Annotated in this window: 28 protein-coding genes; 4 read left to right on the top strand and 24 right to left on the bottom strand. The window is 43.4% G+C overall.

What is annotated here, in order from left to right; translation table 11 throughout:
• Window positions 1-4: 4 nt before the first annotated feature.
• The 11 genes from O3626_RS04955 to ruvB form a co-directional block, all read right to left on the bottom strand.
• Window positions 5-391 carry a hypothetical protein gene (locus tag O3626_RS04955; protein WP_031572794.1) on the bottom strand — a complete coding sequence of 129 codons (387 nt, stop codon included), beginning with the start codon at window positions 389-391 and terminating at the stop codon, window positions 5-7.
• 158 nt (window positions 392-549) lie between these two features.
• Window positions 550-1,602 (bottom strand): zinc-dependent alcohol dehydrogenase family protein, encoded by a 1,053-nt coding sequence (locus tag O3626_RS04950; RefSeq protein WP_371495631.1) that lies wholly within the window; start codon window positions 1,600-1,602, stop codon window positions 550-552.
• Window positions 1,603-1,763: 161 nt separating this feature from the next.
• Window positions 1,764-2,087, bottom strand: a complete 324-nt coding sequence (locus O3626_RS04945) for a hypothetical protein (RefSeq protein WP_003009394.1) — start codon at window positions 2,085-2,087, stop codon at window positions 1,764-1,766.
• The gene (locus tag O3626_RS04940) at window positions 2,087-2,392 is read right to left on the bottom strand and encodes a hypothetical protein (RefSeq protein ID WP_195529474.1); all 306 of its coding nucleotides are present in this window, start codon (window positions 2,390-2,392) and stop codon (window positions 2,087-2,089) included. Before O3626_RS04940 ends, O3626_RS04945 begins: the two co-directional genes overlap by 1 nt.
• Before the next feature lie 9 nt (window positions 2,393-2,401).
• Window positions 2,402-2,953: a hypothetical protein gene (locus tag O3626_RS04935; RefSeq protein ID WP_049475235.1), complete on the bottom strand. Its 552-nt coding sequence runs from the start codon at window positions 2,951-2,953 to the stop codon at window positions 2,402-2,404.
• Window positions 2,954-3,263: 310 nt separating this feature from the next.
• On the bottom strand, window positions 3,264-5,915 hold the full coding sequence (gene adhE, locus O3626_RS04930; protein ID WP_070845585.1) for a bifunctional acetaldehyde-CoA/alcohol dehydrogenase: 2,652 nt from the start codon (window positions 5,913-5,915) through the stop codon (window positions 3,264-3,266).
• 402 nt (window positions 5,916-6,317) lie between these two features.
• Entirely contained in the window at window positions 6,318-8,120 is a 1,803-nt protein-coding gene (locus O3626_RS04925; RefSeq protein WP_368397758.1) for an acyltransferase family protein, read from the bottom strand.
• Window positions 8,110-8,514: a membrane protein gene (locus tag O3626_RS04920; RefSeq protein ID WP_049492303.1), complete on the bottom strand. Its 405-nt coding sequence runs from the start codon at window positions 8,512-8,514 to the stop codon at window positions 8,110-8,112. The genes O3626_RS04925 and O3626_RS04920 overlap by 11 nt, the downstream gene beginning before the upstream one ends.
• A 28-nt stretch (window positions 8,515-8,542) precedes the next feature.
• Window positions 8,543-8,968 (bottom strand): low molecular weight protein-tyrosine-phosphatase, encoded by a 426-nt coding sequence (locus tag O3626_RS04915; RefSeq protein ID WP_049492307.1) that lies wholly within the window; start codon window positions 8,966-8,968, stop codon window positions 8,543-8,545.
• 173 nt (window positions 8,969-9,141) lie between these two features.
• Window positions 9,142-9,708: a nucleotidyltransferase family protein gene (locus O3626_RS04910; protein WP_049492312.1), complete on the bottom strand. Its 567-nt coding sequence runs from the start codon at window positions 9,706-9,708 to the stop codon at window positions 9,142-9,144.
• A 6-nt stretch (window positions 9,709-9,714) separates the two neighbouring features.
• A complete protein-coding gene (ruvB, locus tag O3626_RS04905) occupies window positions 9,715-10,713 on the bottom strand; it encodes a Holliday junction branch migration DNA helicase RuvB (protein WP_045760104.1) in 999 nt (332 codons plus the stop codon).
• A gap of 230 nt (window positions 10,714-10,943) precedes the next feature.
• Here ruvB and O3626_RS04900 point away from each other — a divergent pair, with 230 nt between their 5' ends.
• The 3 genes from O3626_RS04900 (at window position 10,944) to O3626_RS04890 (ending at window position 13,959) form a co-directional block, all read left to right on the top strand.
• Window positions 10,944-11,666: a hypothetical protein gene (locus O3626_RS04900; RefSeq protein WP_371495626.1), complete on the top strand. Its 723-nt coding sequence runs from the start codon at window positions 10,944-10,946 to the stop codon at window positions 11,664-11,666.
• 15 nt (window positions 11,667-11,681) lie between these two features.
• Complete coding sequence (locus tag O3626_RS04895; RefSeq protein WP_371495624.1) at window positions 11,682-12,407, top strand: hypothetical protein; 726 nt, start codon at window positions 11,682-11,684, stop codon at window positions 12,405-12,407.
• A gap of 244 nt (window positions 12,408-12,651) precedes the next feature.
• The gene (locus O3626_RS04890; RefSeq protein ID WP_371495622.1) at window positions 12,652-13,959 is read left to right on the top strand and encodes a hypothetical protein; all 1,308 of its coding nucleotides are present in this window, start codon (window positions 12,652-12,654) and stop codon (window positions 13,957-13,959) included.
• A gap of 390 nt (window positions 13,960-14,349) precedes the next feature.
• Here the strand turns inward: O3626_RS04890 and O3626_RS04885 are convergent, their stop codons facing one another.
• The 7 genes from O3626_RS04885 to O3626_RS04855 form a co-directional block, all read right to left on the bottom strand.
• Complete coding sequence (locus O3626_RS04885; RefSeq protein WP_371495620.1) at window positions 14,350-15,390, bottom strand: aldose epimerase family protein; 1,041 nt, start codon at window positions 15,388-15,390, stop codon at window positions 14,350-14,352.
• 81 nt (window positions 15,391-15,471) lie between these two features.
• Window positions 15,472-16,641 (bottom strand): SIS domain-containing protein, encoded by a 1,170-nt coding sequence (locus tag O3626_RS04880; protein ID WP_371495618.1) that lies wholly within the window; start codon window positions 16,639-16,641, stop codon window positions 15,472-15,474.
• An 82-nt stretch (window positions 16,642-16,723) separates the two neighbouring features.
• Window positions 16,724-17,128 carry a PTS sugar transporter subunit IIA gene (locus tag O3626_RS04875; protein ID WP_049515293.1) on the bottom strand — a complete coding sequence of 135 codons (405 nt, stop codon included), beginning with the start codon at window positions 17,126-17,128 and terminating at the stop codon, window positions 16,724-16,726.
• An 11-nt stretch (window positions 17,129-17,139) separates the two neighbouring features.
• Window positions 17,140-17,958 (bottom strand): PTS system mannose/fructose/sorbose family transporter subunit IID, encoded by an 819-nt coding sequence (locus O3626_RS04870; RefSeq protein ID WP_045760097.1) that lies wholly within the window; start codon window positions 17,956-17,958, stop codon window positions 17,140-17,142.
• Window positions 17,945-18,859, bottom strand: a complete 915-nt coding sequence (locus O3626_RS04865; RefSeq protein ID WP_371495616.1) for a PTS mannose/fructose/sorbose/N-acetylgalactosamine transporter subunit IIC — start codon at window positions 18,857-18,859, stop codon at window positions 17,945-17,947. The genes O3626_RS04870 and O3626_RS04865 overlap by 14 nt, the downstream gene beginning before the upstream one ends.
• A gap of 26 nt (window positions 18,860-18,885) precedes the next feature.
• The gene (locus O3626_RS04860; protein ID WP_003009322.1) at window positions 18,886-19,362 is read right to left on the bottom strand and encodes a PTS system mannose/fructose/N-acetylgalactosamine-transporter subunit IIB; all 477 of its coding nucleotides are present in this window, start codon (window positions 19,360-19,362) and stop codon (window positions 18,886-18,888) included.
• Window positions 19,359-21,146: a beta-galactosidase family protein gene (locus tag O3626_RS04855; RefSeq protein ID WP_371495614.1), complete on the bottom strand. Its 1,788-nt coding sequence runs from the start codon at window positions 21,144-21,146 to the stop codon at window positions 19,359-19,361. Before O3626_RS04855 ends, O3626_RS04860 begins: the two co-directional genes overlap by 4 nt.
• A 132-nt stretch (window positions 21,147-21,278) precedes the next feature.
• On the opposite strand from O3626_RS04855, the gene O3626_RS04850 reads away from it, so the two are divergent.
• Window positions 21,279-21,995, top strand: coding sequence for a GntR family transcriptional regulator (locus tag O3626_RS04850; protein ID WP_371495612.1), 717 nt, complete (start codon window positions 21,279-21,281; stop codon window positions 21,993-21,995).
• A 339-nt stretch (window positions 21,996-22,334) separates the two neighbouring features.
• Here O3626_RS04850 and purB read toward each other — a convergent pair whose 3' ends face one another.
• From purB to purE, 6 genes are all read right to left on the bottom strand, one after another.
• Window positions 22,335-23,633, bottom strand: a complete 1,299-nt coding sequence (gene purB / locus O3626_RS04845) for an adenylosuccinate lyase (protein ID WP_371495610.1) — start codon at window positions 23,631-23,633, stop codon at window positions 22,335-22,337.
• Between the two features lie 56 nt (window positions 23,634-23,689).
• Window positions 23,690-23,917, bottom strand: coding sequence for a hypothetical protein (locus O3626_RS04840; RefSeq protein WP_045613324.1), 228 nt, complete (start codon window positions 23,915-23,917; stop codon window positions 23,690-23,692).
• Window positions 23,918-23,925: 8 nt separating this feature from the next.
• A complete protein-coding gene (locus O3626_RS04835; protein ID WP_154859207.1) occupies window positions 23,926-24,876 on the bottom strand; it encodes a 2-dehydropantoate 2-reductase N-terminal domain-containing protein in 951 nt (316 codons plus the stop codon).
• Between the two features lie 98 nt (window positions 24,877-24,974).
• The gene (locus O3626_RS04830) at window positions 24,975-25,238 is read right to left on the bottom strand and encodes a hypothetical protein (protein WP_371495608.1); all 264 of its coding nucleotides are present in this window, start codon (window positions 25,236-25,238) and stop codon (window positions 24,975-24,977) included.
• Between the two features lies 1 nt (window position 25,239).
• Window positions 25,240-26,331 carry a 5-(carboxyamino)imidazole ribonucleotide synthase gene (purK, locus tag O3626_RS04825; RefSeq protein WP_371495606.1) on the bottom strand — a complete coding sequence of 364 codons (1,092 nt, stop codon included), beginning with the start codon at window positions 26,329-26,331 and terminating at the stop codon, window positions 25,240-25,242.
• A complete protein-coding gene (gene purE, locus O3626_RS04820; RefSeq protein WP_070675976.1) occupies window positions 26,318-26,806 on the bottom strand; it encodes a 5-(carboxyamino)imidazole ribonucleotide mutase in 489 nt (162 codons plus the stop codon). Before purE ends, purK begins: the two co-directional genes overlap by 14 nt.
• Between the last annotated feature and the right edge of the window lie 7 nt (window positions 26,807-26,813).

Raw genomic sequence — 26,813 nt, 5'->3', positions numbered from 1 at the left:
TTCCTTAGGCCATCTTTTGAGTCGCTTTTTCCTTTACGACAAATACAAATCCGATAGAGCCGACAACGGCTCCAAGCAAGATCCAATAGACCATATCCGATGAAGCCATTGGGCCTGCCAAGAGACCTGCTAATAAAAAGAGATCGATATACAGTCGGGTATCCCGATAAAAGGTCCAATTGAAATGGTAGCTACCTTCTGGATACTGACGCGTCGATACAGGCGGTTGAAAGACCTGCAGCAAGATCAAAATCCCAACAAAAGCAAGATAAGCTAGGCTAACTACCGAAAGCGGAGCCCGCATCGTCAACGCCACAGCCGCTAAAAGCAAGACCAAGATCCAGAAATGGAAGTCCATCCAGAATTCACGATGATAACAAAACCGTTTCATAAGATCACACCTTTCTCTTTATGTAATCGTTTTCTGTACTTCTATTATAAGACAACAAATTTATTTTGCAAGGAATCATTGGCTTTTGGGGGTTGAAAATAGGACCAGAATATCTCTGGTCCGTCTAAAAAAACTATGAACAAATATTAGTTGCCACTTCATTCACTGATATCATTTTCGATAATCACCTTGAGAGCATGGTTTTCACCCGCATGTTTAAAGACATCATAGGCTTTTTCAACTTCTGAGAGTTTGAAGTGGTGGGTGATGAGCTTAGTCGCATCGATCTTGCCTGATTTCAAGACATTGAGTAACATTTCAGTAGTATTGGCATTGACAAGACCGGTGTTGAGGGTAATGTTCTTGATCCACAAATCATCCAAATTGAAGCTAACCGGTTTTCCGTGGACACCGACATTAGCGATGTGTCCACCGACAGAGATGACGTTTTGGCAGACATCAAAGGTAGCAGGATAGCCCACACATTCCATGGAGATATCGACACCACGACCTTCGGTCACTTCATTGATAAAGGCCTTGATTTCAGCGATATCGCTGGAGCAGATGGTGTGAGTTGCCCCAAATTTCTTAGTTGCTTCAAGACGAGATTCAGACAAGTCCACCATGATAATCGTAGCTGGTGAGAAGAATTGAACGGTCAAAAGTGCTGCAAGACCGATCGGACCAGCTCCAACGATACAGACATTATCACCTGGTTTTACATGAGATGGGAGGACCCCAATTTCATAAGAGGTTGGGAGAATATCTGAGAGCATGACCAAGGCTTCGTCATCCACAGTTTCAGGCGCATGATAAAGACTTCCATCCGCATGTGGAATGTGGACATACTCTGCTTGGGTTCCGTTGATCAAGTGACCTAAAATCCAACCACCATCTTCACAGTGAGAAGGCAAACTACGTTTACAGTAGTAGCAGGTATTACAAGCTGTGACACAAGAGATGATAACCTTGTCGCCCACCTTGAAGTTATTCACTGCATCGCCGACTTCTTCTACGATCCCGATTCCTTCGTGGCCTAAAATTGTGCCTTCCTTACAAGCTGGCACATCTCCTCCTAGGATGTGAAGGTCTGTCCCACAGATGGTTGTCTTCAAGACTCGCACAATGGCATCCGTTGGATTTTTGATCACTGGCTTTGGTTGATCCAGCAGTTGCAGATTGCCTGCAGATACATAAGTTGCAGCTTTCATAAGCGACTCCTCTTTTGTTGGTTTGATAAAACCATTTTATTTTCGTTTCTTTGTGAATATTATAACATACTAAGTAAGCGCTTGCAAGAATTTATGAGCACATTTTTAAAAGTTTTTTGAGCAAACAAAAACATTCCTCTTATCTCTACCAGAGGAATGTTTCAATCACCTTGTTCTAATTGTTGACGCTGCTTATAGTACTCTTGCTGCTCGCGCTCGCGCTCTTCTTCTAAACGCTCTTCATAGCGCTTGAGTTCTGCCTCAAACTCTTCTTGCAAGGCAAATAAACGCTCCAAGCCACTTTGGGCCTCCGCACTTGGCGCTTGAAAATGAAGGGCACTCAGCCAGTCCACTAAATTTTCTGTATGTTGACGGACATCCATACGCATATCCGCATAATCCCACTCCAACTCGCTAAGCTTTTGATTGAAGCGGTAATGTCGATCTTCTAGTTGTTCTAATTCACTATTTCCTGAATGGTACATCACATACCTCCTTTAATCGGACTCAATAAAATCGGCTTCTTCACTGATTTCAGTGCTGTTTCTACCGCGTCCGCTGCTCCTCCTGTAAATCCGTCTTTCAAATCACTAACTAAGGTCGTTGTGGCAAAAGAGCGCATTTTTTCGGATTGACCGCTCAAAGTCACCTGCAAACTCATCCCTTCCAACATCATCAAGGCTTTTTGCGTTGCAATCAAACTCCGAATTGCAATCCGCTCTTGCTCCTTTTTAATCTCTCGATGGAGCTCCTCAATGCGTTCTCTATCCTCTCCCAGGATCTCTAACATCTTTTTCTCCTACTTATGAAAATCAAAGGCCACTGCTTGTCCCTTGTCCAAGTCCACCAATTGGGCTGATGCAGCCTCCAGTTGCCCTGCCAAATCTGACAGACGTGTCGAGTAGGCCTTTGCTTGAGCCAGGTTTTCCGCCTCGACCGCTTGGTCCCAGCAAGTATCCATGGAGAACTCTCCTAATAGTTGCTCCACTTCTGCATCTGTTAAAAACTGAGCCATGCTGTGGGCCATTTGTGACACCTCCGCAACCTTATGGGAAACCGTCTCCTTGGCCACTTCTAGCTGATCTTTGAGCTCGGCCTCAAAAACCGTCGCTTGCGCTGAAGCATTTTGTGCTACTGCCAGTACCAATTCCTCTCGTAATTGAATGGTCTGGGTACCAGATGCCCCTGCCAATTGCTGATGGAGGCTCGGAATACTTGGCCTTTCCTGTCCATACATGGAGACCACCGAGGCAGATGATGGCTGATTTTCTGAAGCGGACGTTGCCCGATCTCGTTGGGGCATTTCAATAATTTTCTGCGCCTGATCTTGCACTTCACCTTCTAACTCCATTTGAGATGGCCTCCTTTCTTGGATTTGTTTTTTCGTTTCCTATAACTGAAAAACTATCCTAGCCCTTCAGCTACAGGCAGATTCACACACTATAGGGTAACATAAATTAGCCCGGAATGCTATAAAAATAACACAATTTCTGAAAAAAAGTCTAATTTTTATGAAAAAATGGTTCGGAGGTCTGAAAAGCAAAAAAAGACAGGCAATTCCTCAGCTCCCTTTTTTCGATTGAAACCTGAAAAGGCCATCAAAAATCCCCCGCTCTTTTGAGCGAGGGATAGCTGATAAACATCAGTTGTTCCTTGGCGTCTTATTTACGACGTCCTGGGCGTTCCTTGTAACCATAGTAAGCATCTTCGATGATTTCTTGCATATGGTCTACCATTGGAAGACGTGGGTTAGCTGGTGAACATTGATCTTCGTAAGCAAGGAAGGCCAATTCACGAGAATGTTTCTTCCATTCTTTTTCATCGATGCCTTGTGCTTTGAAGTTCATTTCGATACCACAGCGTTCACCAAGTTCGTACACAGCTTTTGCGTAAGCTTCAACGGCTTCTTCTGGTGTAGAGCATGGAAGTCCTAGCATACGAGCGATATCTTGGTATTTTTCATCTGCACGGTAGTAGTTGTACTTAGGCCATGTAGCTGTCTTGGCTGGGCGTGTACCGTTGTAGCGGATAACGTACGGAAGCAAGATCGCATTGGTCCGTCCGTGGATGGTATGGAACTGTGCACCGATCTTGTGGGCCATTGAGTGAGAAATACCGAGGAAGGCATTGGCGAAGGCCATACCTGCGATAGTTGACGCATTGTGCATCTTTTCGCGTGAATGGAAGTCCGCATTCTTCACTGAGCTTTCCAAGTTTTCAAAGACAAGTTTAATAGCTTGAAGTGCAAGACCATCTGTGAAGTCGCTAGCCATTTGTGATACGTAAGCTTCTGTCGCGTGCGTCAAGACGTCCATACCAGTGTCTGCTGCAACAGATCCAGGAACTGTCAATACCAAGGCAGGGTCTACGATGGCTACTGTTGGAGTCAATGAGTAGTCTGCGATTGGGTATTTACGGTTGTTTGCTTTATCAGAGATAACGGCAAATGGAGTTACTTCAGATCCTGTACCAGATGTTGTTGGGATGGCGATGAATTTCGTCTTCTTACCAAGCAATGGGAACTTGAAGGCACGTTTACGGATATCCATGAATTTTTGAACCAAGTCACGGAAGTCCACTTCTGGTTGTTCGTAGAAGAGCCACATAACTTTGGCCGCATCCATTGGTGATCCACCACCAAGAGCAATGATCGTATCTGGTTTGAAGGCACGCATGATCTCTGTACCACGTTCAACAGTTGTGATATCTGGATCTGGTTCTACGTCTGCAAAGATTTGGTAAACCACCTTGTTGCGACGAAGGTCAAGCTGTTCGATGATGCGATCAAGGAAACCAAGCTCTACCATAGCGTGGTCTGTAACGATCATGACACGTTCAACGTCACGACATTTTTGTAGGTATTCAATTGAATCACGTTCAAAGTATGTTTTTGAAGGTAGTTTCATCCATTGCATGTTATTTCTCCGGCGTCCGACTTTTTTGATATTCAAGAGGTTGATGGCACTAACATTGTCCCCAACAGAGTTGCGTCCGTAAGAACCACATCCAAGTGTTAGTGATGGCAAGAAGGCATTGTAAACATCCCCGATACCACCGAAAGTCGAAGGAGAGTTGCAGATAACACGAATAGCTTTAACTGCTTTACCAAATTCTTTTGTCAATTCTTCGTCTGCTGTATGGATCGCAGCTGAGTGTCCAAGACCGTTGAATTCAACCATTTGGCGTGCTTTGTTAATTCCGTCTTCACGGCTTTCAGATTTCAAGACAGCGATGACTGGTGACAATTTTTCACGAGTCAACGGTTCTTTTTCACCAACTTCTTTACATTCTGCAGCAAGGATATTGGTTCCTTCTGGGACTGAGAAGCCAGCTTGTTCAGCGATCCATGCTGCTGGTTTCCCAACGATGTCCGCATTCAACTTCGCACCCGCACAGTTTTTGCTGTTAGCTTTCACACCGAAGCAGAACTCTTCAAGAAGGGCTTTTTCTTTTTTGTTGACAAAGTAAGTATGGTAAGATTTGAATTCTTCAACAAACTCATCGTAGATTTCTTTATCGATGATAACCGCTTGTTCAGACGCACAGACCATACCGTTGTCAAATGACTTAGACATGACGATATCGTGGGCTGCTTGGCGGATGTTGGCTGATTTTTCAACGTAAGCAGGTACGTTTCCGGCACCAACCCCAAGAGCTGGTTTTCCACAAGAATAAGCGGCTTTCACCATGGCGTTCCCACCGGTCGCGAGGATCGTAGCAACTCCCTCGTGGTTCATCAGGGCACTCGTTGCTTCCATAGAAGGTTGGGTAATCCATTGCACACAGTTCTCAGGTGCTCCAGCTGCAATTGCTGCATCGCGTACGATTTGTGCTGCATGAGCAGATGATTCTTGAGCAGATGGGTGGAAGGCAAAGACGATAGGGTTCCGTGTCTTCAATGAAATCAAGGCTTTAAAGATTGCTGTTGAAGTTGGGTTTGTTGTAGGAGTGATCCCGCAGACAACTCCGACTGGCTCAGCAATAAGAGTCAAACCAGTGACGTCATCTTCTGAAATGACACCAACTGTCTTGGTGTGACGCATGTTGTTTACAACGTGCTCACAAGCGAACAAGTTTTTAGTCGCCTTGTCTTCAAAGACTCCACGACCAGTTTCTTCATAGGCATGAAGAGCAAGCTCACCGTGTGCGTCAAGAGCCGCTACAGATGCTTTTGCAACAATGTAATCTACTTGCTCCTGATCCAATTTGCGCATTTCTTCAAGCGCTACGAGCGCTTTTTGCACCAACTCGTCTACGTGTTTTTCAGCAGCGAGTTTCTTTTCTTCAGGTGAGAGAGTTTTTTTATCAGCCATTTGATGCTTTCCTCCAATGTTTGAAACCCTTATCCTTTTCCGGAACTTTTTCTTGTTTTCAGAAACTTTCAAGAATAGTGTAAGAAATTTCGATTTGTTAATTATTTCACAATATAATTGTACTCTATTTTGAGATTTTTGTAAACACTTCCAAGCAACTTTCACAAAGATTTTTTTGAAGTTTGTGAAAATTTTATCAATCCTATTGCTGTGAAAGTAATCATCTAGCAAAATTGTGAAAAAATAATTAAAAAATTTTTTTCTTCACAAAGTGATATTTTCAATTGATTTATGTAAGCGTTTTCTTAATCTTACTAAAAAAAGCAGCTTTTTACAAGTAAAAAGTTGCTTTTTGTTTTATTTTGTTAGGATTTGTTTTGTTTCAGTTTCAGAGAAGCATTTTTACTTCTTGACCGGACCCTTTTCGGCCTTATCAAGGGCTTCTTTGACTGTTTGAGCATAGAGTTCCCCACCATTGGTTTCCATATTGAAGTGAACAGAGTCTGTTCCCACCCAAATGTTTGGATTTTCAATTGCTACTTGGTACCAGTCCGCAATGGTGATAAAGTCGTATTTCTTTGCTAGTTCCAACTCATAAAGACGGGTTTGAACCGATTCACTGGACTGATCGTTGGCATAGCGACCATCATATGGTGTCACAAGGATCAGGCGACGGCCTTTTGGAAGTTTCTCAACATACTGATCCAGCAATTCTTTGTAGTTGCTTACAGTATTGGTTCCTAGGGCAATGACCACATTTTTTAGGAGAACTTTATTGGAGATGTCAGTCTCAAAGACCTTCATTCCATTTTCCAACTGACGACTCACCACTGCATCAATCTGGATGCCAGGGATGGCTTTAGTCAGGTAGTCCTGCGCTCGCAAGTTAACCGAATCACCGATCATGGTCACACCATTTGAGACGTTATAGTCTGTTGCAGTCGCATTGTCCACCTGTGTCCGTGTGACCTGCATTTTGCTGTCTGCTTGATTGAGCCCACTCACTACCAAACTCTCATCAAAAGCTCCGACGGTTGGTGCAAAGGCAGAGATTCCGATCATCAAGAGTGCCAGTGGAATCATGAGGTAAAAGATAGGCTTGGTCAAAAAACTCAGATCCATCTTCATACCAAAGACACGAGGCTCCTTGCCTGCAATGGTTGGCTCTAAAATATAGAAGGAAAGAGCCGTTAGAATCAAGGAAACGATCGTCGTCACAAGGGCTGCCATCATATTTCCCAAGTGTTGAGAAAAGATGATAAAGAAAGGCCAGTGGAAAAGATAGACACCATAACTGGTATCTGCCAAGAAATTGAGGATGGCTGGTTCCTTTTTATCTGGTGTCTTTTCATGGAGAATACGGGCCGACAGAATCATGGCACAAGCTGCGATTGTCGCTGCTAAAAAGCCAAACAGATAAGTCCACAAGCTATCAAATGGCAAGAAAAGACTGAGCACAAACAAGAAGGCAAAGCTTCCACCCAAGACCGACAAAGTCTTTTTCATACTCCAAGACTGCACCAGCTTTGTAAAGTTCGGGCTGACATTAGCAATCCCTGTTACCGTTGCTAGGCACGATCCCGCAAAGAAGGGGAAGATGTGAGTGAAACTAGAGAAATAGATAGTGGAGAAGTTAGCTGTCAGAAAGGCGCGGATGAACATGGACAAGAAGGTAAAGAGAAAGAGCCCGCTGGATGCTAAGAAGAGCATACCTCGGTACTTTCCTACCGTCTTAGCCCGCTTAGCCAAAAACCATGCCAGAAGCGCCCATAGTACATAGTAATGCACTTCTAGGGCCAAACTCCAGGTATGAAGAAAGAGATGCGGAATGAAGTTGCTTTCGTAACTACCACCAGTTGCCATCTCAAAGAAATTGGTCACAAAACCAAAGACCGCTGCAATCTGTGTCCCAATACCAGCCACGTAGTCCCGTTGCACCATAAAGGTAAAGGGCATCACGACCAAGACCATAAAGACAAGAGGCGGTACGATCCGGTAAAAGCGCCGTTTCAAGAAAGACAAGTAGTCGATTCCTTGCTTGCGCGCAAATTCATCGATCAAGAGCGCTGTAATCAAAAATCCTGAGAAGGTGAAGAAAATATCTACCCCAATGAAGCCTCCAGGAAAGGCTTTTTGGAAGAAATGGTAAAGCAATACCAATAAGAGTCCTGTAACACGGACGAGTGAAAACCATTTAATGCGCATTTTGATAAATCCCCTGCTTGAATGTTCCTTTGTATACGACGTTGGCTTCTGTGGTTAAGGTGCCTTTGCCCTCTGGCTGACCATTGACAAACTGCCCTTCATAGGTCCAACCAGCCTTGGACTTAAACTTACCATAACCACTAAAGGAGCCATTGACGAGGTTGCCTGTATAGGTATCGCCGTTTTTAAAGGTGACGGTTCCCTTGCCATTCATCTTGCCACGGACTAGACTTCCGTCGTAACGGATCGCCCCCTTGTCCAAGGTCAAGACACCCTGACCTGGAATGGCCGAAAAGAAAACCATCAAAGCAGATAAGACAATCACTACTAATGCTGCTATTTCTAAATTTTTTCGCGTCAGATAGACCTTATAAGTCTCATAAAATTCTTTCATATTCTGTATTCTCTCACATCTCAAACTCTTAAGAAGTTGCTAGCTGATCCAACCAGGCCTTACAGCCAGTCAGAACTCTAGAATAGGTCTCCTCAAAATCACCCGTATACCATGGATCTGGCACACTTTCAGCAGCAAAAAGATGAATCTTGTGCTCTGTTCCCGCAGGAGCCATTTGCTTCAGATCTGCTACATTGTTTTCGTCCATCCCTAGGATCACATCAAAGTTGTAAAAATCCTCTTCTTTGATCTGTAAAGAAGTCTTGGCTGGATCATATGGGACCTGGTGTTGTTGAAAGATTTTCTGGGTTCCCCGATGGATGGGATTGCCATGTTCCCAACTAGAGGTGGCCCGACTTTCAACCTCATACTGATCGGTCAAGTCCTTCATGACAAACTCCGCCATGGGGCTCCGACAAATATTTCCTAAGCAGACAAAGACGATTTTTTTCATGATTCCACCTAACTCCTTGTTCGGACTGCCCAACCTAGCTGAGCACTTCGCTTTCCACTATGGAAAACCAGCATACTATTACTATTATAACAAAAATGTGACAGAAAGATGACGAAGGGGCTCTATCATTTTAAAGAAAAATCAGATTCCTTTTTCAAATCTGATTTTTTTCTCTATTTTGGAAAACGAACCTCTAATTGAGGCCATTTGGTCTGCCAATTCTTCTTTTTCATTCGCTCTGTATAAACCGCCAAGCGCTCTGGGCTGGCTAAAAAATGTGGAGTCGGCTCAACGATAAAGTCTTCTACATCCCTTGTCCCATAGGGGAGAAAGAGCTCCAACTGACCATCTTTCCTTAAGCGAACCGCAAGAGCCGTACACCGCTCGGGGTATTTGGAAACAGCATCACAGGCACTTTTGTAGGGAGCTGTCCCTGGGCTATGTTGGTGCATGTAGACTTGGTTTTTGACTTCCCAAGCGTACTGAGGATAGGTCCTCTTTAATTCTTGCTCGATCTGGAGAGTCTCCTCATAGCTGATCGTAGGATCATAAAAGACCAGATCCAGATCAGTTGTCGCATCAAACCCTGGTCTTCCAGAGAGCTGGTTCCAGATGAAATTTCGCACCGCGCCCGCTGCAAGCCAGGCATCTGCCAAGCCTAGATCTCGAATAATAGTCAAGACGTCCATCATCTCTTGATCCGCTTGGATTTGTTCTACGATTGCTTCTTCCGTCAGCATCTTCTTCTAGTCTCCATTGTAGGGATAACCCAGGTGTTCATAGGCCTTGCGAGTCGCCACGCGCCCTGTCCGGGTCCGCATGATAAAGCCTTTCTGAATTAAGTAAGGCTCATACATATCTTCTACGGTCTCCCTCTCTTCGGCAATATTGACTGATAGAGTCCCAAGGCCGACCGGGCCACCACCGTACATTTCAATCATAGTGCGCAGGATCTTTTGATCGACATAGTCCAGTCCTTCATGGTCCACATCCAGCATGGAGAGGGCCTTGTCAGTAATGGTATCGTCAATCAAGCCATCGCCCATAATCTGAGCAAAATCGCGCACCCGTTTCAGCAACCGGTTGGCAATCCGAGGGGTCCCACGACTACGAAGAGAAAGCTCTTCGGCAGCTTCGTGGGTAATTTCCATCTCAAAGATCTCGGCGGTCCGCTCGACAATCTCTGTCAGATCATCTTGCTCGTAGTATTCCATATGCCCCGTAATTCCAAAGCGAGCGCGCAAGGGATTGGACAGCATACCCGCTCGCGTCGTCGCCCCAATCAAAGTGAAGGGAGGAAGGTCCAGATGGACACTCCGGCTAGTCTCGCCAGCACCAATCATGATATCGATGTAAAAATCTTCCATGGCGCTGTAAAGCACTTCTTCAACCGACATAGGAAGACGGTGGATCTCATCGATAAAGAGAACATCCCCCGGCTCTAGGTCATTAAGAATGGCTACCAAGTCACCAGCCTTTTCAATGACAGGACCCGAAGTCTGCTTGAGATTGACGCCCAGTTCATTGGCAATGACAAAAGCCATGGTGGTTTTCCCAAGCCCCGGAGGGCCAAAAAGAAGAACATGATCCAGCGCTTCATCCCGAAGCTTAGCTGCCTCAATAAAGATTTTTAGCTGGTCCTTGACCTTATCCTGGCCGATATATTCATGTAAATATTGCGGGCGCAGCGTCCGTTCAACAGCCTCTTCATCGCCCATGATTTCATTGTCTAAAATTCTACTCATACAGTCTATTATAGCAAAAAATGATACCTTCGGTACCACAAATAGAATGTGTTTTTTAAAGATCCTGGTTCTCACCGTCGTTCGTTAGAAAAAGTTGAACGGTTGCCCTCATCGCCAAACTTTCTTTTTCTTATACGGTCCCTTCTTCTTCATCTATCGCTTACAATTTCACTTTATAATTATTTCCTTTAATGATAAAATTAAAGCAACAACGTTTAGGAGGTAAATTTATGTTTACTAAAACAAAGAAGATCCTTTTCGGTTTCTTGGCATTCTTTGCAGTGTTCCTTATTGCGGGATGTCAGCCTTCTCCATCGCAGTCTTCTAAAACAAATAAGTCTTCTCAAACAAATAAAGCTCCTCAAACAACAAAAGCACCACAAGATCTTACAAAGGATCAACAAGGAACTTGGAAATGGACTGACCAACAAATGACCATTCAGAAAGTATTCCTAGCTTCTAATATAAAAAAACTTGCCGCCGTACTAATGCTTGATGACTTCGATAAGGTTAAGATGACGATGACCATTAAAGATAAAACCGTTGAATTAAAGTACCATTTTGATTACAGCGAACTATATGAAGATCAAGCATTTGCAACAGGAGAGAACAAAGCAAATTATGAATCGTATTTAAAAAATAAAACTGCTGAATTTAAGAATTATATTCCAAATTTGAAACATACAAAGATTACTCTTGACGAACCTAATTATGCCTATGATTACTCTCTAACTGGCGAAATCGATACGCAGAAACATACTATTACGTTCCCTGAAACACCTACATTTTTAAGTAGAATTGTTATGGGAACCACGTATAACTCGCTTGTACCCATTACTTATACTTACATCGTTGAAGGTAAGCAAATAACACTTTATGCTGAAGGTAAAGATGAACAAAGTCATTTTAGAGTAATGCGTCTTCGTTTCAACTACGTAGGAGACAATCATTAGAAGGAGTGATCAATCATGAACATTATGAAAAAAAGTTCCCTATGGATGTTTTCCCTTCTTGCTCTTCTATTTGTATCAGGATGTGGGCAAAAACAACAGAAACAACAGCAACAACAAACAACCGCTGAGACTACAACAGTTGCAGAAACTACCACAGTAGCACCGACCCCAGTCTCACTTGAAGGAGACTGGAAAGCTGTAGATTTTAGAGATACAGTGGAACGTACTTTCTTAATTTATTATGATGATGCTAATAGTCGATTAAAGGTTACTGAAGCCTTCCAAGATATCGTTCCGACTCTAAGAATTACAGAAACAGATGTAACTTATTCTTATAGTGCTGATATGAACAAGTATATTGATTTTTATGCTGAACAGAATAAAGATAAATACCCTACAAAAGAAGAAGCTACTGCCATCCTTCTAGGTGTAAGAGAAAAGAAATTTGGAAGTTTTAAACATCAAACTGGAACGTTTGATAACGATACAAAAGTGTTAACTGCAACGTTAAATGATGGGGTTTTAAACGAGAATGCAAAAACGATCGTATTCCCTGAAGTTCCAAACATCTTTGGAGTTCTACCTCTTTATATTAATTCTACAGACGTACCAATTACTTATCACTACGAATTGAATGGTGATATCCTTACAATTTATGCCGAGAAAACGTACGATGAAACTGGTGCTCATCTTGTTTATCCAATGAAATTCAAGAAAGTTTCAGATCCTAAAACTAATTAAATAACTCCCTGCCCCTTGAGATTTTCTCAAGGGGCTTTTTTGTGTGCAAATAAATTAATTTAAGAGGCCTTGAGAATCTCATCTATTGGGTACTCTGCTACATACAATTTCCCCGTTTCTCATGTTGAATAATCGGTCAAGTTACAGAACAAAATTGCGATTCGTTTGAAAGCCCTTGCAAAACGATTATGTTGCACGTATAATATAAGCGTAATACGATAATCTATTTTAAGGAGGTCTAGCGATGATTAGACGTTATAAAAAATTATTTTTAGCATTCGTTGCTCTACTCTCAGTCTTCGTACTAGCTTCTTGTTCTCAAGAACAAAGCAGCTCTAAAAATACCGCTAAAACAGAAACACCAAAAGTCGAAACGATTGATGGCGAATGGGAATTAGTCGATACTCTCGATGCTTTAACGGAATCCATCGGAGCCTATACCCTCCATGGAATCCACTTTGCACACTTGCTTGAATCTGTTAAAGACTTCAAAATGGATATGAAGATTGAAAACAATACGGCAACGATTAAATACGACTATAACATTGATAACTTTATTAAAGCTTTCTCCACTGTCACAACAGAAGCTAGAGGCAAGACTGAAGAAGAATTCAAAAAAGTCATGTATGACTCTCATGAAGGATTCGCAGGCGACTTTAAGAAATACAAAGTCAGCATGAATAAAGATACTGGCGTGTTTAGCTACGAAGCAACGGGTTCTATTGATCAAGGTGCCAAAACAATGACCTTTGATGAAGGACTTTCAGTAGCAAACTCATTCTTCTTCTCATTCGGTGAAAATCGCGTTTCGCCAAACACATATCACTACAAATTAAAAGACGACATGCTTTATGTCACGATTGACGGAAAAGCGAAGAAAGATAATCTTCCAGTTCACTATGAACTACACTTCAAACGTAAAGGAAGCACTACTCAAAAAGACCCCGTTCCAATTGAAGGAAAATGGCAAGCCATCGACTTCCGACCAGCTCTTGAACGTAGCTTAGCCTTTAAAGATTTTGACAATGATGATTCGGCTATCAAGCTTATCTATCCTGAGGCATGGAAAGATTTAAAACCAACGTTAAACATTACAGGTACATCTGTTGAATTCGACTATACTGTATCTCTAGCAGATGGTTTTGGAAGATTCTACGATTACTTAAAACAAAAAGATGCATCTAAAGTGACTCAAACGAAAGACGAATATATTAAAAATCAATTTACCAAATTATCAGTCAACCTACAGGATGGCGCTAAAGACTTGCCCAATACAACTTATGAATTTGATAGAGGTAATGCTAAAATTCATTCTGTATTGAAGAACGGTAAATTAGATACAGCAAACCAAACGATTATCTTCCCAGAAGCTATAAATATTGTGCAACTAGCAACCATGTCCATTGGACCTGTCGCTAAAGAAACTACGTATAAATACTCGATTGATGGAGATATTTTAACGTTGACGATTGAGCAACGCGATGGACAGAATAATCTAAATACGATTATTTCAGCAAAATTCAAAAAAGTGTCTGACGCCAAAACTAATTAGTCATTCCACTGCCCCTTGAGAATTTCTCAAGGAGCTTTTTTGTGTAAAAAAATAAGAGCTTACGCTCTGTTAAAATACTTCGTTACCTTTGATTCGGTTAGGAAGGAACGTAGTTTTCGCTCCGCTCAAGCTGCGTCTACGTACCTAAGCTCACTAACGTTTGCTAAGGTACGTAGAAAAAGCCACCGGTTTTGGTGGCTCTTATAGGGAGATTATTATGAAAAAGTTTTAGGAGTTTTATCATTCAAAGTTAGGAGGTCTTTGATGATGGTATTAGTATACGATAGGAAGCTTAAACTTTCCTTATAGTTTTTCTAATTTTTTTTTGAGAAAAAGAGGAGGTCTCAAGCAAGGATTTCACATCCTTGTTTGGCCACTCCCCTTTCCTCCTTATTTCTTAGCGATGGCATGGTAGCTAGTCTTACTGGTAAAGACTTGACCTGCTCTCAAAATGACTTTTTCAGCTTGGTCGCTGTGAATGGCATCTGGTACTGTTTGAAATTCTAGCGCCAAGCCATTGTGCTGAACCATTGGTTGGCCTTGCAGACGAACGGTTTCATCTACAAAATTGGCTGAATAAACTACCAAGGCGGGAGCTTCTGACTTGAAGGTCAAAAAGCGTCCAGACGGCTGATGGTAAAGAAAGCCAGCATTTTCATGCCCTTCTGGAAGAGCAAATGGATGGTCCAAGCCTTCTACCAGACAGATTTGCGGATCAGCATCCTTAAAGAGATCCTCTAAGAGCATAGCTTGGTAGAGATGCTGAACGATTGGACTTTCTCTATCCACGGTCTGAAGAGGGACGCCATCTGGGTGGATAGGGTAAAGTCCTTGATGATTGATCTGAAAGACATGGTCATGAATCGACTGAGTGAAGTTGCCTGATAGGTTGAAATAGCTGTGGTTAGTCGGGTTGACCAAGGTGTCTTGATCCGTTTCTACCCGATAAGCAATCTCGAGTTCACCATCTTCCGTTAAACCATAGGTCACCCAGATCTTGAGATTTCCAGGGAAACCGCCTGTCCCATCCGCCCGTTCTGTATAGAGAGTGATTCCTTGATCCGTTACCGACTCCACGCTAAACAAGGCGCTGTCCCAACCAGTCGGTCCACTGTGGTTGCAGTTGGCACCGTTATTGGCTTCCAAGCGATAGGTTTGACCATTAAGCTCAAAGCCGGCCCCTGCAATCCGGCCTGCTACTGGGCCAATACTAGCCCCGTATTTAGGGCTGTTGCCTACATAGTCCTCAAAGCGATCAAAGCCTAGGATAATATTAGCAAACCGGTCTTCTTTATCAGGTGTCACATATTCTAAAATCGTCGCCCCATAGGTCATGACAGACAATTGGTAGCCTTTGTCATTTTCGAAGCGATAAGCACGAACTTCCTGATTCTGCCATTCCCCAAACACGCTTTCTTGATACTGTTTCACAAATCTTCTCCTCTCACTGTTTTTCTCCATTATATCAGTTTCATAAGATGAAACACTCCACTTTTTATAGAAAATTAATGGCTATTCTTTATCAAATGGATGAATAATCACCCCTTGAACAACTCGATTGACGGTACCAGTCGGTGAAGGTGTGTCTGGGCGATTTTGAACCTTGAGCGAAGTCAAGAGAGAAATCAACTGACCGTAGATAATGTATGGGAAGGCACGGTAGATATCTAGAGAGTCTGCTGATGCTTCCACCAACACTTCTCGTACATGCTCAATGCCTGCAGCTTGATCGGACAAGAGAACGACCTGACGGGCAATCTGATCCCCAGCCACTTCTCCAACCAAATCCAAATCGTATTGGCGCGTATAAGGATCAATGGAGACAAAGACCAAGACCAGAGTCTGCTCATTGATGAGGGATTTCGGTCCATGACGGAAGCCGACAGGACTCTCGTACATGGTCGCGATTTTACCTGCAGTCAATTCCAAAATCTTGAGCTGGGCTTCATGAGCTAGCCCAAAGAAAGGCCCCGCTCCTAGATAGATGACGCGCTCAAAGTCTAGATCGACAACTTCCTTGACCTCGCGATCTTTCTCCAAGATCTGCTCTGACAGATGAATCAATTCTTCTACCCGTTTTTCTTTGGTTTTTTCCTCACTTGGATCAAAGACCAAGAGGGCTGTCAGGAGCATAGAGGTAAAGCTCGAAGTCATGGCAAAGCCAGCATCATTGGTTTCTTTAGGTTGGAGAAGCAAAAGGTTGCGCTCATCTCCGTGGGCCTGCTGGGCCAGCTTCCCTTCTTCCGCACAAGTAATGGTGATCTGATAGAGTTCATCGACCAAGTCTTGAGCCAACTCAACTGTCGCAACACTTTCAGGCGAGTTGCCACTTCGTGCAAAGGAAACTAAGACCGTCGGCACTTCTTTTTTGAAATAGGTTTGTGGATGCGCCACGATATCGGTCGTCGCAATGGATTGGAAATTCCAATGCCGTTCATCGTGCACTTCCTGCAAATACGGAACCAAGGTGTCCCCCACATAGGCTGAGGTCCCAGCCCCTGTCAAGATGACCTTGATGTAGGCATGCTCTTGGCCAATTTTTTCTAAGAAAGCTTTTATTTCCGCTTGTCTTTCTTGGTACAAGCGAGCCGTTTCCTTCCAAACACTTGGTTGTTGGTAGATCTCACGTGTTGTGATCTCTGCTCCTAGCTCCTGCAAGTCTTCTTTTGTATAGTCTAACATAGAACCTGTTGTTCCTTTCTACAATCTAACATTGATAAATGGGAAAGGAGCCTGAGATGATTCTCCCAGACTCCCTACCAACCTACTCATCTTCATCATCATCAAGATTTGACAAGAGGTCATTGACCTTGACAATACTTTCTTTTGCACGTTCAGGGTAGTCCCCTTCGCTACCAGTCAGACTGCTATTGATAAATTCGATAACCATCGGAAGATTCATCCCTGCGTATAAGTCAATCGCACGTCCTTCAAGGATCAAGCGGCTCACAGTGTTGCAAGGAGTCCCTCCTAATAGATCTGCAAATACAATATAGTCTTCTAGGCCTTGAACTGTTGCTTCAAATTTAGCAGTAAAGTCTTCTGGCCCTTCTTCTGGTAAGAGTGCAACTGTATGGATGGATTCTTGTGGTCCCATAATCATTTCTGTACTGGCTTTAAGCTCTTCACAAAAGTGACCATGGCTGACCAATACTAACTGTTTTGCCATACCTTACTCCATTATGCCATTCCAAAGAAGAAGTGGCCAAATGCTGAGAATGCGATTGCTGCAAGGATGATGAGCAAGATAGCTTTTGTAGAGTTCATACCCTTACGTCCAAGCAACCAGTAGATTACACCTGTGATGATAGCTGGTACCAAACGTGGGAAGATAAGGTTGAGCATATCTTGAATTTCAATCGCTTTGTCCCCAATGTGTGGAGTCCAAGAAACTTCAACACCAATCATGCTGGCAATCAAGGCACCAACCATGAAGATACCCAGAACGGCAGCTGCATCGATCAAAGCTGTCAAGGTACTTTGCATGTTGTTGATGAGGTTAACCCCTTCTTTATAGGCAAATTCCAATTGTTTCCAACGGAAAATGTCATAAGCAACTGCCACAGCGATCCATAAGAAGATACCGGCTGGGTTTCCTGCAACAGCCAAAGTTGCTGCGATTGAACCCATAATAGCTGGTACCAATGATCCAAAGATGGAGTCCCCAAGAGGAGCGAATGGTCCCATGAGACCTGTCTTGATCCCGTTCACCGCATCTTTTGATTTGACACCATCTTTTTCTTCCAAAGCAAGGTCAAAACCAGTGATAATGGTGTGGAAGAATGGTGAAGTATTGAAGAATTGCGTATGCAATTTCATCATTTCTTTCAATTCTGGAGTGCCATCACCATACATTTTACGCAACTGAGGTAAAAGCATATAAAGGTAACCAGAAGCCTGCATCCGTTCGTAGTTCCAACCCAATTGGAAGGTGAAGAGGCTACGTTTGTTGATTTGTTTAAAATCTTCTTTTGTTAGTTTGTAATTAGAATTCGTCATCTTCAATTTCCCCGCTTTCTACATTGCTTGCTGGAGCAGCTACGACTGTACGTTGGCTGTTTTTGAAGTGTTGCACTGCAAGGAAGATACCGATAATGGCAATACCAATCATAGATACACTCTTGAAGTTGTTAACAAAAGTAATAGCTTGTTCTTTTGGAAGTTTAGCGAACACATCAGAACCAACAATGCTAGACACTGCAGCACCAAGGCTTTGAACATTGCTATAAAGCACTGTCAACATTGCTGTTAAGCCAAAACCAAGTGCAAGATAGTGAAGGTTACGACGAACAGGAAGGTAACGAAGCAAGATCGCAAATCCAAGACCTGGAAGCATTTGACCTGCGAGTTTCAGACCGTTTGCCAACCATTGTACATTAGCAAGACCTGTAACAACAGTTTCTACGAAAGAACCACCAAATGCAAGAGCCAAGAAGACTGGAAGGGCACGAGAAAGAGCCCAAGGAACAGCACCAAGAAGGTAGTTGCGTTCGATACCGTTGTAGTCAAAGCGGTCGATTGCAGCATCTACACGGTGAGCGAAGTAAGTTGTAGTCATACGACCAAGAATATCAAAGTAGGTCAACAAAGTTGCTACCGGCACAGCGATTGTAGCAATAGCAATCTCTGGATCAATCCCTTTTGCTACTGAGAAGGCAGTCGCAAGAACGGCACCAGATGTTGCGTCAATACGAGAAGCTCCACCGAAAGTACCTACACCGAGCACTGTCAATTGAAGAGAAGCTCCGATAAATAGACCTGTCTTTAAATCCCCCATGACAAGTCCTGTAATGAAACCAGCAAAGACTGGTGATCCTGCTGATGAAACAATCGTCAACTCATCACAGATTTGATAAGCTGAGTACAAAGTAAGTAGTAAAATTTGCCACCATTGTATCATGACAATTTCCTCCTAAAAATTTTCTTTTACTTTAATAACTTCATAAAGTCTTCTGCAGTGTCGTTTGGCACCATCTGAGACGTAATCTTCACACCTTTTTCGTGGATCTTGTTAAAGTCTTCCACGTCCGCGTCCACCACATTGATCGAGCGGGTAATCGCACGCGTCTCATCGGATTGAGACATATTGCCGACATTTAGTGTTTCAAGCTGAACGCCTGCTTCGATCAAACGAAGGAAACGATCTGGTTTGCGAGCTACGATAAAGAGTCGTTGGCTATCATATTTTCCAGCCAAGATATTTTCCGCAGCCTTTGCGACTGGCAAGATACTAAGCTTAACACCAGGTGGTGTCGCTAGTTTCAAGCCACTTTTTTCGATATCATTTTGAGCGACTTCATCATCGATCACCATGATACGTGAAACATTTAGTTTGGTAGTCCAAAGATTGGCTACCTGCCCGTGGATCAAACGTCCATCGATACGGCATCCTACAATAGTCATAAGTTTTCCCCCTTTACTTCTTTGAATGTAGGTTGTTGAACAAGTTGAAGTGTCTCTTGGTAACGCCCTTCTGTCTCAAAGACGATCAGGCTATTGGCTCCTTCTTTGAGGAAACCATGAGGCACATAAAGTGAAGTGGTCGGACCGACCTCCCAGAAGCGGCCAAGGTTGTGGCCGTTGACAAAGACGACCCCTTTCCCAAATCCTGTCATATCTAGATAAGTATCAAGGGTGTGGTCCAGCTGAAAATCATAGCGGTAAAATGCTGGAGCACCTGCCTGCCATTCCTTTGAAAAATCGAGCTGACTGAGATCTTGTAAATCCAGTGGGTACTGCTTCCAATGGAGGTGAAAATGCAAATCCACACAAACACCTGTGCGAATACCCTTGTGCTGGCTATCAGCCAAGAGCTTGTGCCCGTAGTTGACACGTCCCATATTCTCAAGCAAGATTTTTAAATTCGTAACCGCTTTCTTTTTTCCTTTGATAAAAAGATCTTCACCGATCTCTGTTTGGTATTGTGTTGCTACATGTTGATCATCCAGGTAAATCTGTACCCGATCCCGACCATCAATGATGCGCAATTTTTCTTCTTCCGCATCCAACTCAAGGACTGTCTCATATAGGAGATAACCTGTGGTTTGCCCCAGCTCTTCCATCTTTTCAGGATAAAGGCTGGTCTCGACCTGAGCTAAATTGTCCAGATTTCCAAAAAGACTAGTCTTGGCTGCCAATTGCAAGGTTTGTTCTGGCAAACACTCTTTGATGAGTGGTTCTTGCTGTGGGTATTCCGGATAATAGGTCGCCATCATTTTTTGAATGGCATCATACTTCTCCGTCGGATTGCCCTGCTCATTGAGCAAAGCCCCATAGTCATAGGACGTCACCTGTGGCAAGTCGAGCGTTCCCCGAGCTGAGCAACCATTCATGAAGCCGAAATTGGTTCCGCCATGAAACATATAGAGGTTGATGGAACCAAGCTCCAAGACCTCATGGACAGCTTCTGCCAACTCCTCTGGGTCCCTTTGAATCACGGGTTCCTTCCAGCGGGTAAACCAGCCATCCCAGAATTCCATACACATCAAGGGCCATTTCTTGCCGTATTCGTCAAAGAATTCTTTCATCTGACCGAAGTTATAGGCTGCTTTGGAACCGAAGTTTCCCGTCACAAAGAGGTCTTCTTCGATCAAGGTTCCTGTTCTTAGCGTTGCTCGCCATGGTCCATCTGATGTAAAGAGAGGACAGGTCACGCCTTTTTCCTTCATCAAATCCCGAATGGCACGAAGATAATCCTTATCCTCTCCATAAGAGCCGTACTCATTTTCCACCTGCATCATGAGGATTGGACCACCCTGATCCACTTGGTAGGGTGTCAACAAGCCAAGCAAGCGATCATAATAACGATCCACCGCTTCGATAAAGGCTGGGTCTGATGAGCGGATTCGCAGGTCTTCTTCTAAGAGCCAGGCTGGTAATCCACCAAATTCCCACTCTGCACAGATAAAGGGCGACGGCCTTACAATCATGTAAAGTCCTAGGGACTGGGCTGTTTGAATGAAATGCTCTAGATCCAATCGACCACTAAAATCAAACTGCCCTTTGCGGGGTTCATGCGCATTCCAAGGGACATAGGTCTCAACCGTGTTGAACCCCAATGCCTTTAGATTATACAAGGAATGATACCAGTCTGCTGGGTCAATTCGGAAATAATGGATCGCTCCGGATAAAATCTTGAAGGGTTGATCTTTTAAATAGAAAGCATCGCGAATCTCAAAAACTCCCATAAACGCCCCCCTTTCTTATATGTAACCCTTTTCATTTATTAATATAATAAATTATTTAAAAAATGTCAACACTTTTATAAAAAATATGTTAAAATAGGGTTAAATAAGAGAAATCTAAAGAGAGGTAGCACTATGGCAATTCCAAAGTACCAACACATCAAAGATGAATTGAAGCAGCAAATTATCTCCGGAAAATTTGAAAATGGAGATAAATTTTATACTGAAGCTGAACTCATTAAAATTTATGATGTCAGCTCTATCACCGTTGTCCGTGCTTTGAACGACCTCGCTGCTGATGGTTACATTGTCCGCCAGCAAGGAAAAGGAACCTTTGTTTCTCGTGCTCGAAAACACAAACTGGTTGAATTTTCAGATGTTGAGACCTTCCCAATCCAAAAGGCCAAAGTCAAAGTTCTCTCTATTAAACGTGGAAATACCTTAAGCATCCTAGACAAACTAGGCCTCAACCCAACGCAATTCTACTATAAGATCGAACGGACTCGCCAGACAGGGGATGATACTTATATCTTCCACCAAACCTATATTCCTGAACAATATATCAATCCAAACTATCCAAATTTGGAATACTACAGCTCTATCTATGATCGCTTCAAAGAAGACTACCACATTCATATGAATGACGAGCACTTCGAAGAAGTCAACGAAATCGTCTTTCCTACACCAAGCAAGATTGCTAAAGTATTGAAGATCGACGAAAATTTCCCAACAGTCAAACAAGTGAAGACGACCAAGCTAGAAGCGACTGGCCAAATCCTTGAATACTCTGAAACCTATAAACGCGGTGACTACTACAAGATCAAGTTCATCTCCTGTGACCGCGATCACTAAGAACCAAAAAGACTGAGACAGCTCGGTCTTTTTTATATGTACATTATAGCATGTTGAAAACGATTTCTAAAGACCTCTTTAAAAATATATATAATTAGTGATAGTTTAGCTATAAAAAGTTTAAAAAAGAGAGTGGGACAGAAATCGGTAATTCGTTAGAATTCGATTTCGTCGTCCCACCTCCGCATAGTTGAGTAGGGCTGTAAAAGCTGATGAAATCAGCGTAGTAGAGCCCGCTCAACCACTGCGTCTTGCAGTTAGTCTTATCAAACATCAAAGGCTGGACAGTTTTTGCCCAGCCTCTTTCGTCTATTTTTCAAATTCCCGTTTTTCTTGCACCTAGTCTCCCAAACCGATGCGTTCGAAGATCTCATCCACCCGTTTGGTATAGTAAGCTGGGTTGAAGATTTCATCGATTTCTTCTTGAGTCAGGCGTGAAGTCACTTCTGGATCTGCTTCGAGAAGTGGTTTAAAGTCTACTTGGTTGTCCCAAGAGTAAGCTGTTTTTGGTTGCACCAAGTCATAGGCTTGTTCACGAGTCATGCCTTTTTCAATCAAGGTCAACATCGCACGTTGACTAAAGATTAGACCAAAAGTTGAGTTCATGTTGCGGATCATGTTTTCTGGGAAGACCGTCAAGTTCTTAACGATATTGCCAAAACGGTTGAGCATGTAGTCAATCAAGATGGTCGTATCTGGTGTGATGATACGTTCAGCTGATGAGTGAGAGATATCACGTTCGTGCCAGAGAGCAACATTCTCATAAGCTGTCACCATGTGACCGCGGATAACACGCGCAAGACCTGTCATGTTTTCAGAACCGATAGGGTTACGTTTGTGAGGCATTGCTGAAGAACCTTTTTGACCTTTAGCAAAGAACTCTTCCACTTCACGTTGTTCAGATTTTTGCAGACCACGGATTTCAGTAGCCATACGCTCGATAGAAGTTGCGATGCTAGCAAGAACTGCAAAGTACTCAGCGTGAAGGTCACGAGGAAGGACCTGTGTAGAGATTTCTTGAGCACGGATACCCAATTTATCGCAGACGTATTTTTCAACGAATGGTGGGATGTTGGCAAAGTTACCAACCGCACCAGAAATCTTACCAGCTTCCACACCAGCAGCCGCATGCTCAAAACGCTCGATGTTGCGCTTCATTTCGCTGTACCAAGTGGCTAATTTAAGACCAAAAGTCGTCGGCTCAGCGTGCACACCGTGGGTCCGACCCATCATGATAGTGAACTTGTGCTCTTTCGCTTTGTCAGCGATGATGTTGAGGAAGTTTTCAAGGTCCTTGCGGATGATGTCGTTAGCTTGTTTGTAGAGGTAACCATAGGCCGTATCGACCACGTCAGTAGATGTCAAACCATAGTGAACCCACTTGCGCTCTTCTCCAAGCGTTTCAGAAACCGCACGTGTGAAGGCAACCACATCGTGACGAGTTTGTTGCTCAATTTCCAAAATACGGTCGATATCAAAGTCCGCTTTTTCGCGAATCAAAGTCACATCTTCCTTAGGGATTTCTCCCAACTCAGCCCATGCCTCGTCAGCTAAGATTTCCACCTCAAGCCAAGCACGGTATTTATTTTCTTCAGTCCAAATGTTCGCCATCTCCGGGCGAGAGTAACGTTCGATCATTGTTTTTATTTTCCTTTCTGTTGATGTTTTACATCAGTTAGCAACCGACTGTCGCTTTACTCAAATTCTTCTTTCCCAATCCACACAGATGGATAATGATCCAGTGTATTCAAATCCGTATCCAGTGGGACATCATAGATGGCTAAATAGTTTTCAGGATATTGAGCAGTCAGCTCTTCATACTTAGCTTTCACTTTTTCGTGATCGCTACTAGCATACAAGACTTCGACGACTGCTCCAGTCTTATCTTTTTCAACAAATGCGTTGACGATGAGTTGAATCATAAAACCTCCTAAATAGAAATTCCCTTCATATTTGCTTCCAGAATAGGCATCTTCACACCTAACTCCTGACCAGTCTGATAAACACTTTGACAGCAGTAGAAAATGTCCTGTTTGTCATTGTGCAAGGTCATGATTTTTCGGGTCAGCTCATTTTTCGCAAACATGACTTTCATGGCTTTGCCGGCTATCCAAGCGGGAATTTTGTATGGCAAGAGTTCGGCTTTGTAAAGTTTCAAATTCACACCACGCGCTTCTACAACTTTCAAGGCTTCTCGAATGGCCTTGATGGCCAATGATAATTCCGAAGAACTATTCATCAAGTTCAAAGCCAATTCTTCTGGGTTTTCCAAATTCCCTGAACGTGCAGCTGTCGAAGTAACACCCGCATTAATCGCCATGTGAATCCAAATCCACTCGACCATATCATGAGGCACTTCCCACTTCAAATCTGCAGAAGTCAGCAAAGTCGTCAGATCAGCATAGTTAGAAATATGTGCTTTTTGCTCACCTTCTAGCATTAAATGGTCGAACAAGACACCATCTAAATGGTCCTCCTGCATATGACCTCCAGCTGTTGGAAAGGCCAGAATATAGTTATAATCTCCTGCCCACTCTTGGATCTCTTTTCGAGTATCCCAGAAATTGCAGAAGAAAACAAGGGTACCTTTGATATTGTTTTTTCGCAAGGTCTCCACAGCTTCTTTTACAAGTCCATGACGCACACTGAGAAAAATAAAATCATATTCCGAATGAGCTTCTGCCACATGAACCTCATAGGTATCATGCTTGTTATCACCTTTGGAATGATAGCGACCATCTAGCAGATCAACTGACAACTCCTTCGGTGCATTGTTTTTCTTACTATCTCTCAGTACGTGTTCCACTTGATGGCCTGCTTTTTGAAAGGCGTAGGCATAAGTGGTCCCGATCACTCCGAGTCCTAGAATCGCTATTTTCACTTAAAAATCAATCCCTTTCCATCAGTAGTTGTCTGGCTTCTCTTGTTTAACAAACGCGTTGACAATAATTTGAATCATAAACTGGTCTCCATTTAGCTTTAAAGATTATCATTTTCTAAGTCTTCATGTATAGAAAATTCAAATGAAATTCTCTCAGGAAGTCTAGGCAGGCCGTAACTACTCAGATAATCCTTAACTTCCTTCTCGGAACAAGAATATTCTAAGACTAGCTGATTACCAGCTCTCTCTAAAATATGAATCCCCTCTCTATCTGCAATCTCTGGAACAATCAAATCATCCGTATAGGTCAGTGTTACGGTCGTTATTTCATCATCTAGCAATTCATCAAATTCTTCTGCCATTTCAAAAATCAATCCCTTTTCCAAACTCTTCAACCTTATCTGGTTCATCACTAAACAAAGTCACATGTCCCATTTTGCGGTTGTGCTTTGCTTCTAGTTTACCATATAAGTGGAGGTGAGCGCTTGGATTTTCTGTCACATATGTTTCAGCAGCTTCGACGTGTTGGCCGAGAACATTGAGCATGACAGCAGGCGCATGAAGGTGGATTGCTGGGAGTGGTGCTCCGAGAACACCCAAGATGTGGGTATCAAACTGAGAGAAGTCGCAGGCTTCAATTGAGTAGTGCCCTGAATTGTGTGGACGTGGGGCGATTTCATTGACAATGATGTCATCAGCTGTCGCAAACATTTCTACACAAAGCGTACCAGAGAGGTTCAGTTGTTCTGCGATTCGCACTGCCATGGCCTTGGCTTTTTCAGCTAGACTTTCTGAAATGCGAGCAGGCACAATGGTTTTTGAAAGAATGTTGTTGCGGTGGATATTTTCCTGAACGGGGAAAACCGTCACGTCCTTGCCATTTCCAGACACGATGACCGAAATTTCAAGATCAAAGTTGACGAATTCTTCCAAGACACAGTCTGCTGAGTCAGCTAGCGCATAGGCTTCTTCCAAGTCTGCTTCTGAACGAATGACCTTCTGACCATGGCCATCGTAACCACCGGTCGCTGTCTTGAGGACATAATTTTTCGACAGATCGATATCTGTCAAATCTTGGCTTGAGGTCACAACCTTGTAAGGAGCCACAGTGACTTGGGCCTTGTTGGAAAGAAAGTCCTTCTCAAAAATGCGATTTTGGGAAATGCGAAGCAGGTCTGTCCCTTGTGGGAGTTGTCCTTCTTTGATAACAGCATCCAAACCATCAGCATCCACATTTTCAAATTCATAAGTGAGAACATCACAGCGATCTGCCAACTGACGAAGGGCATCCACGTCGTCGTAAGGAGCTATGATGATTTCCGCCACACGAGAGGCTGGGCAATCAGCTGCTGGATCCAAGGCAATAACCTTGTGTCCCATGTAGATAGCTGAGATCGCCATCATCTGACCGAGTTGACCACCACCGATGATCCCAATGGTTTTAGTTGAGCTCATTTGTAGACTCCTCTGCGATTTTTCCTTGTTCTTCTGCAAAATCCGCTAACGCTGTCGCAATAGCCTGGTCCTCTACCGAAAGAAGGCGGAGGGCAAAGAGGGCCGCGTTAGTCGCACCTGCTTCACCGATCGCCATAGTTGCGACAGGCACTCCACCTGGCATCTGAACGATGGAATAAAGTGAATCTACACCGCTAAGGGCACGTGATTTGACGGGTACGCCGATAACCGGAAGGGTCGTTTTAGCTGCGACCATCCCTGGCAAGTGAGCTGCGCCACCCGCACCCGCGATGATGACCTTGATGCCACGGCTACGTGCTTCTTCGGCGTGTTTGAACATGAGGTTGGGCGTCCGATGGGCGGAAACAACTTTCTTTTCATAAGCGACACCGAAGTTATCGAGGACTTCAGCAGCTTTTTGCATGGTTGCCCAGTCAGATTTTGAGCCCATGATGATGGAAATTACTGGTTTCATTTTTAAT

Source organism: Streptococcus sp. 20925_1_77 (assembly GCF_041432125.1).
In the GTDB taxonomy this organism is placed as follows: domain Bacteria; phylum Bacillota; class Bacilli; order Lactobacillales; family Streptococcaceae; genus Streptococcus.
Note: the sequence above shows the minus strand (reverse complement) of the source record. Positions and strands in the feature narration are given on the sequence as shown.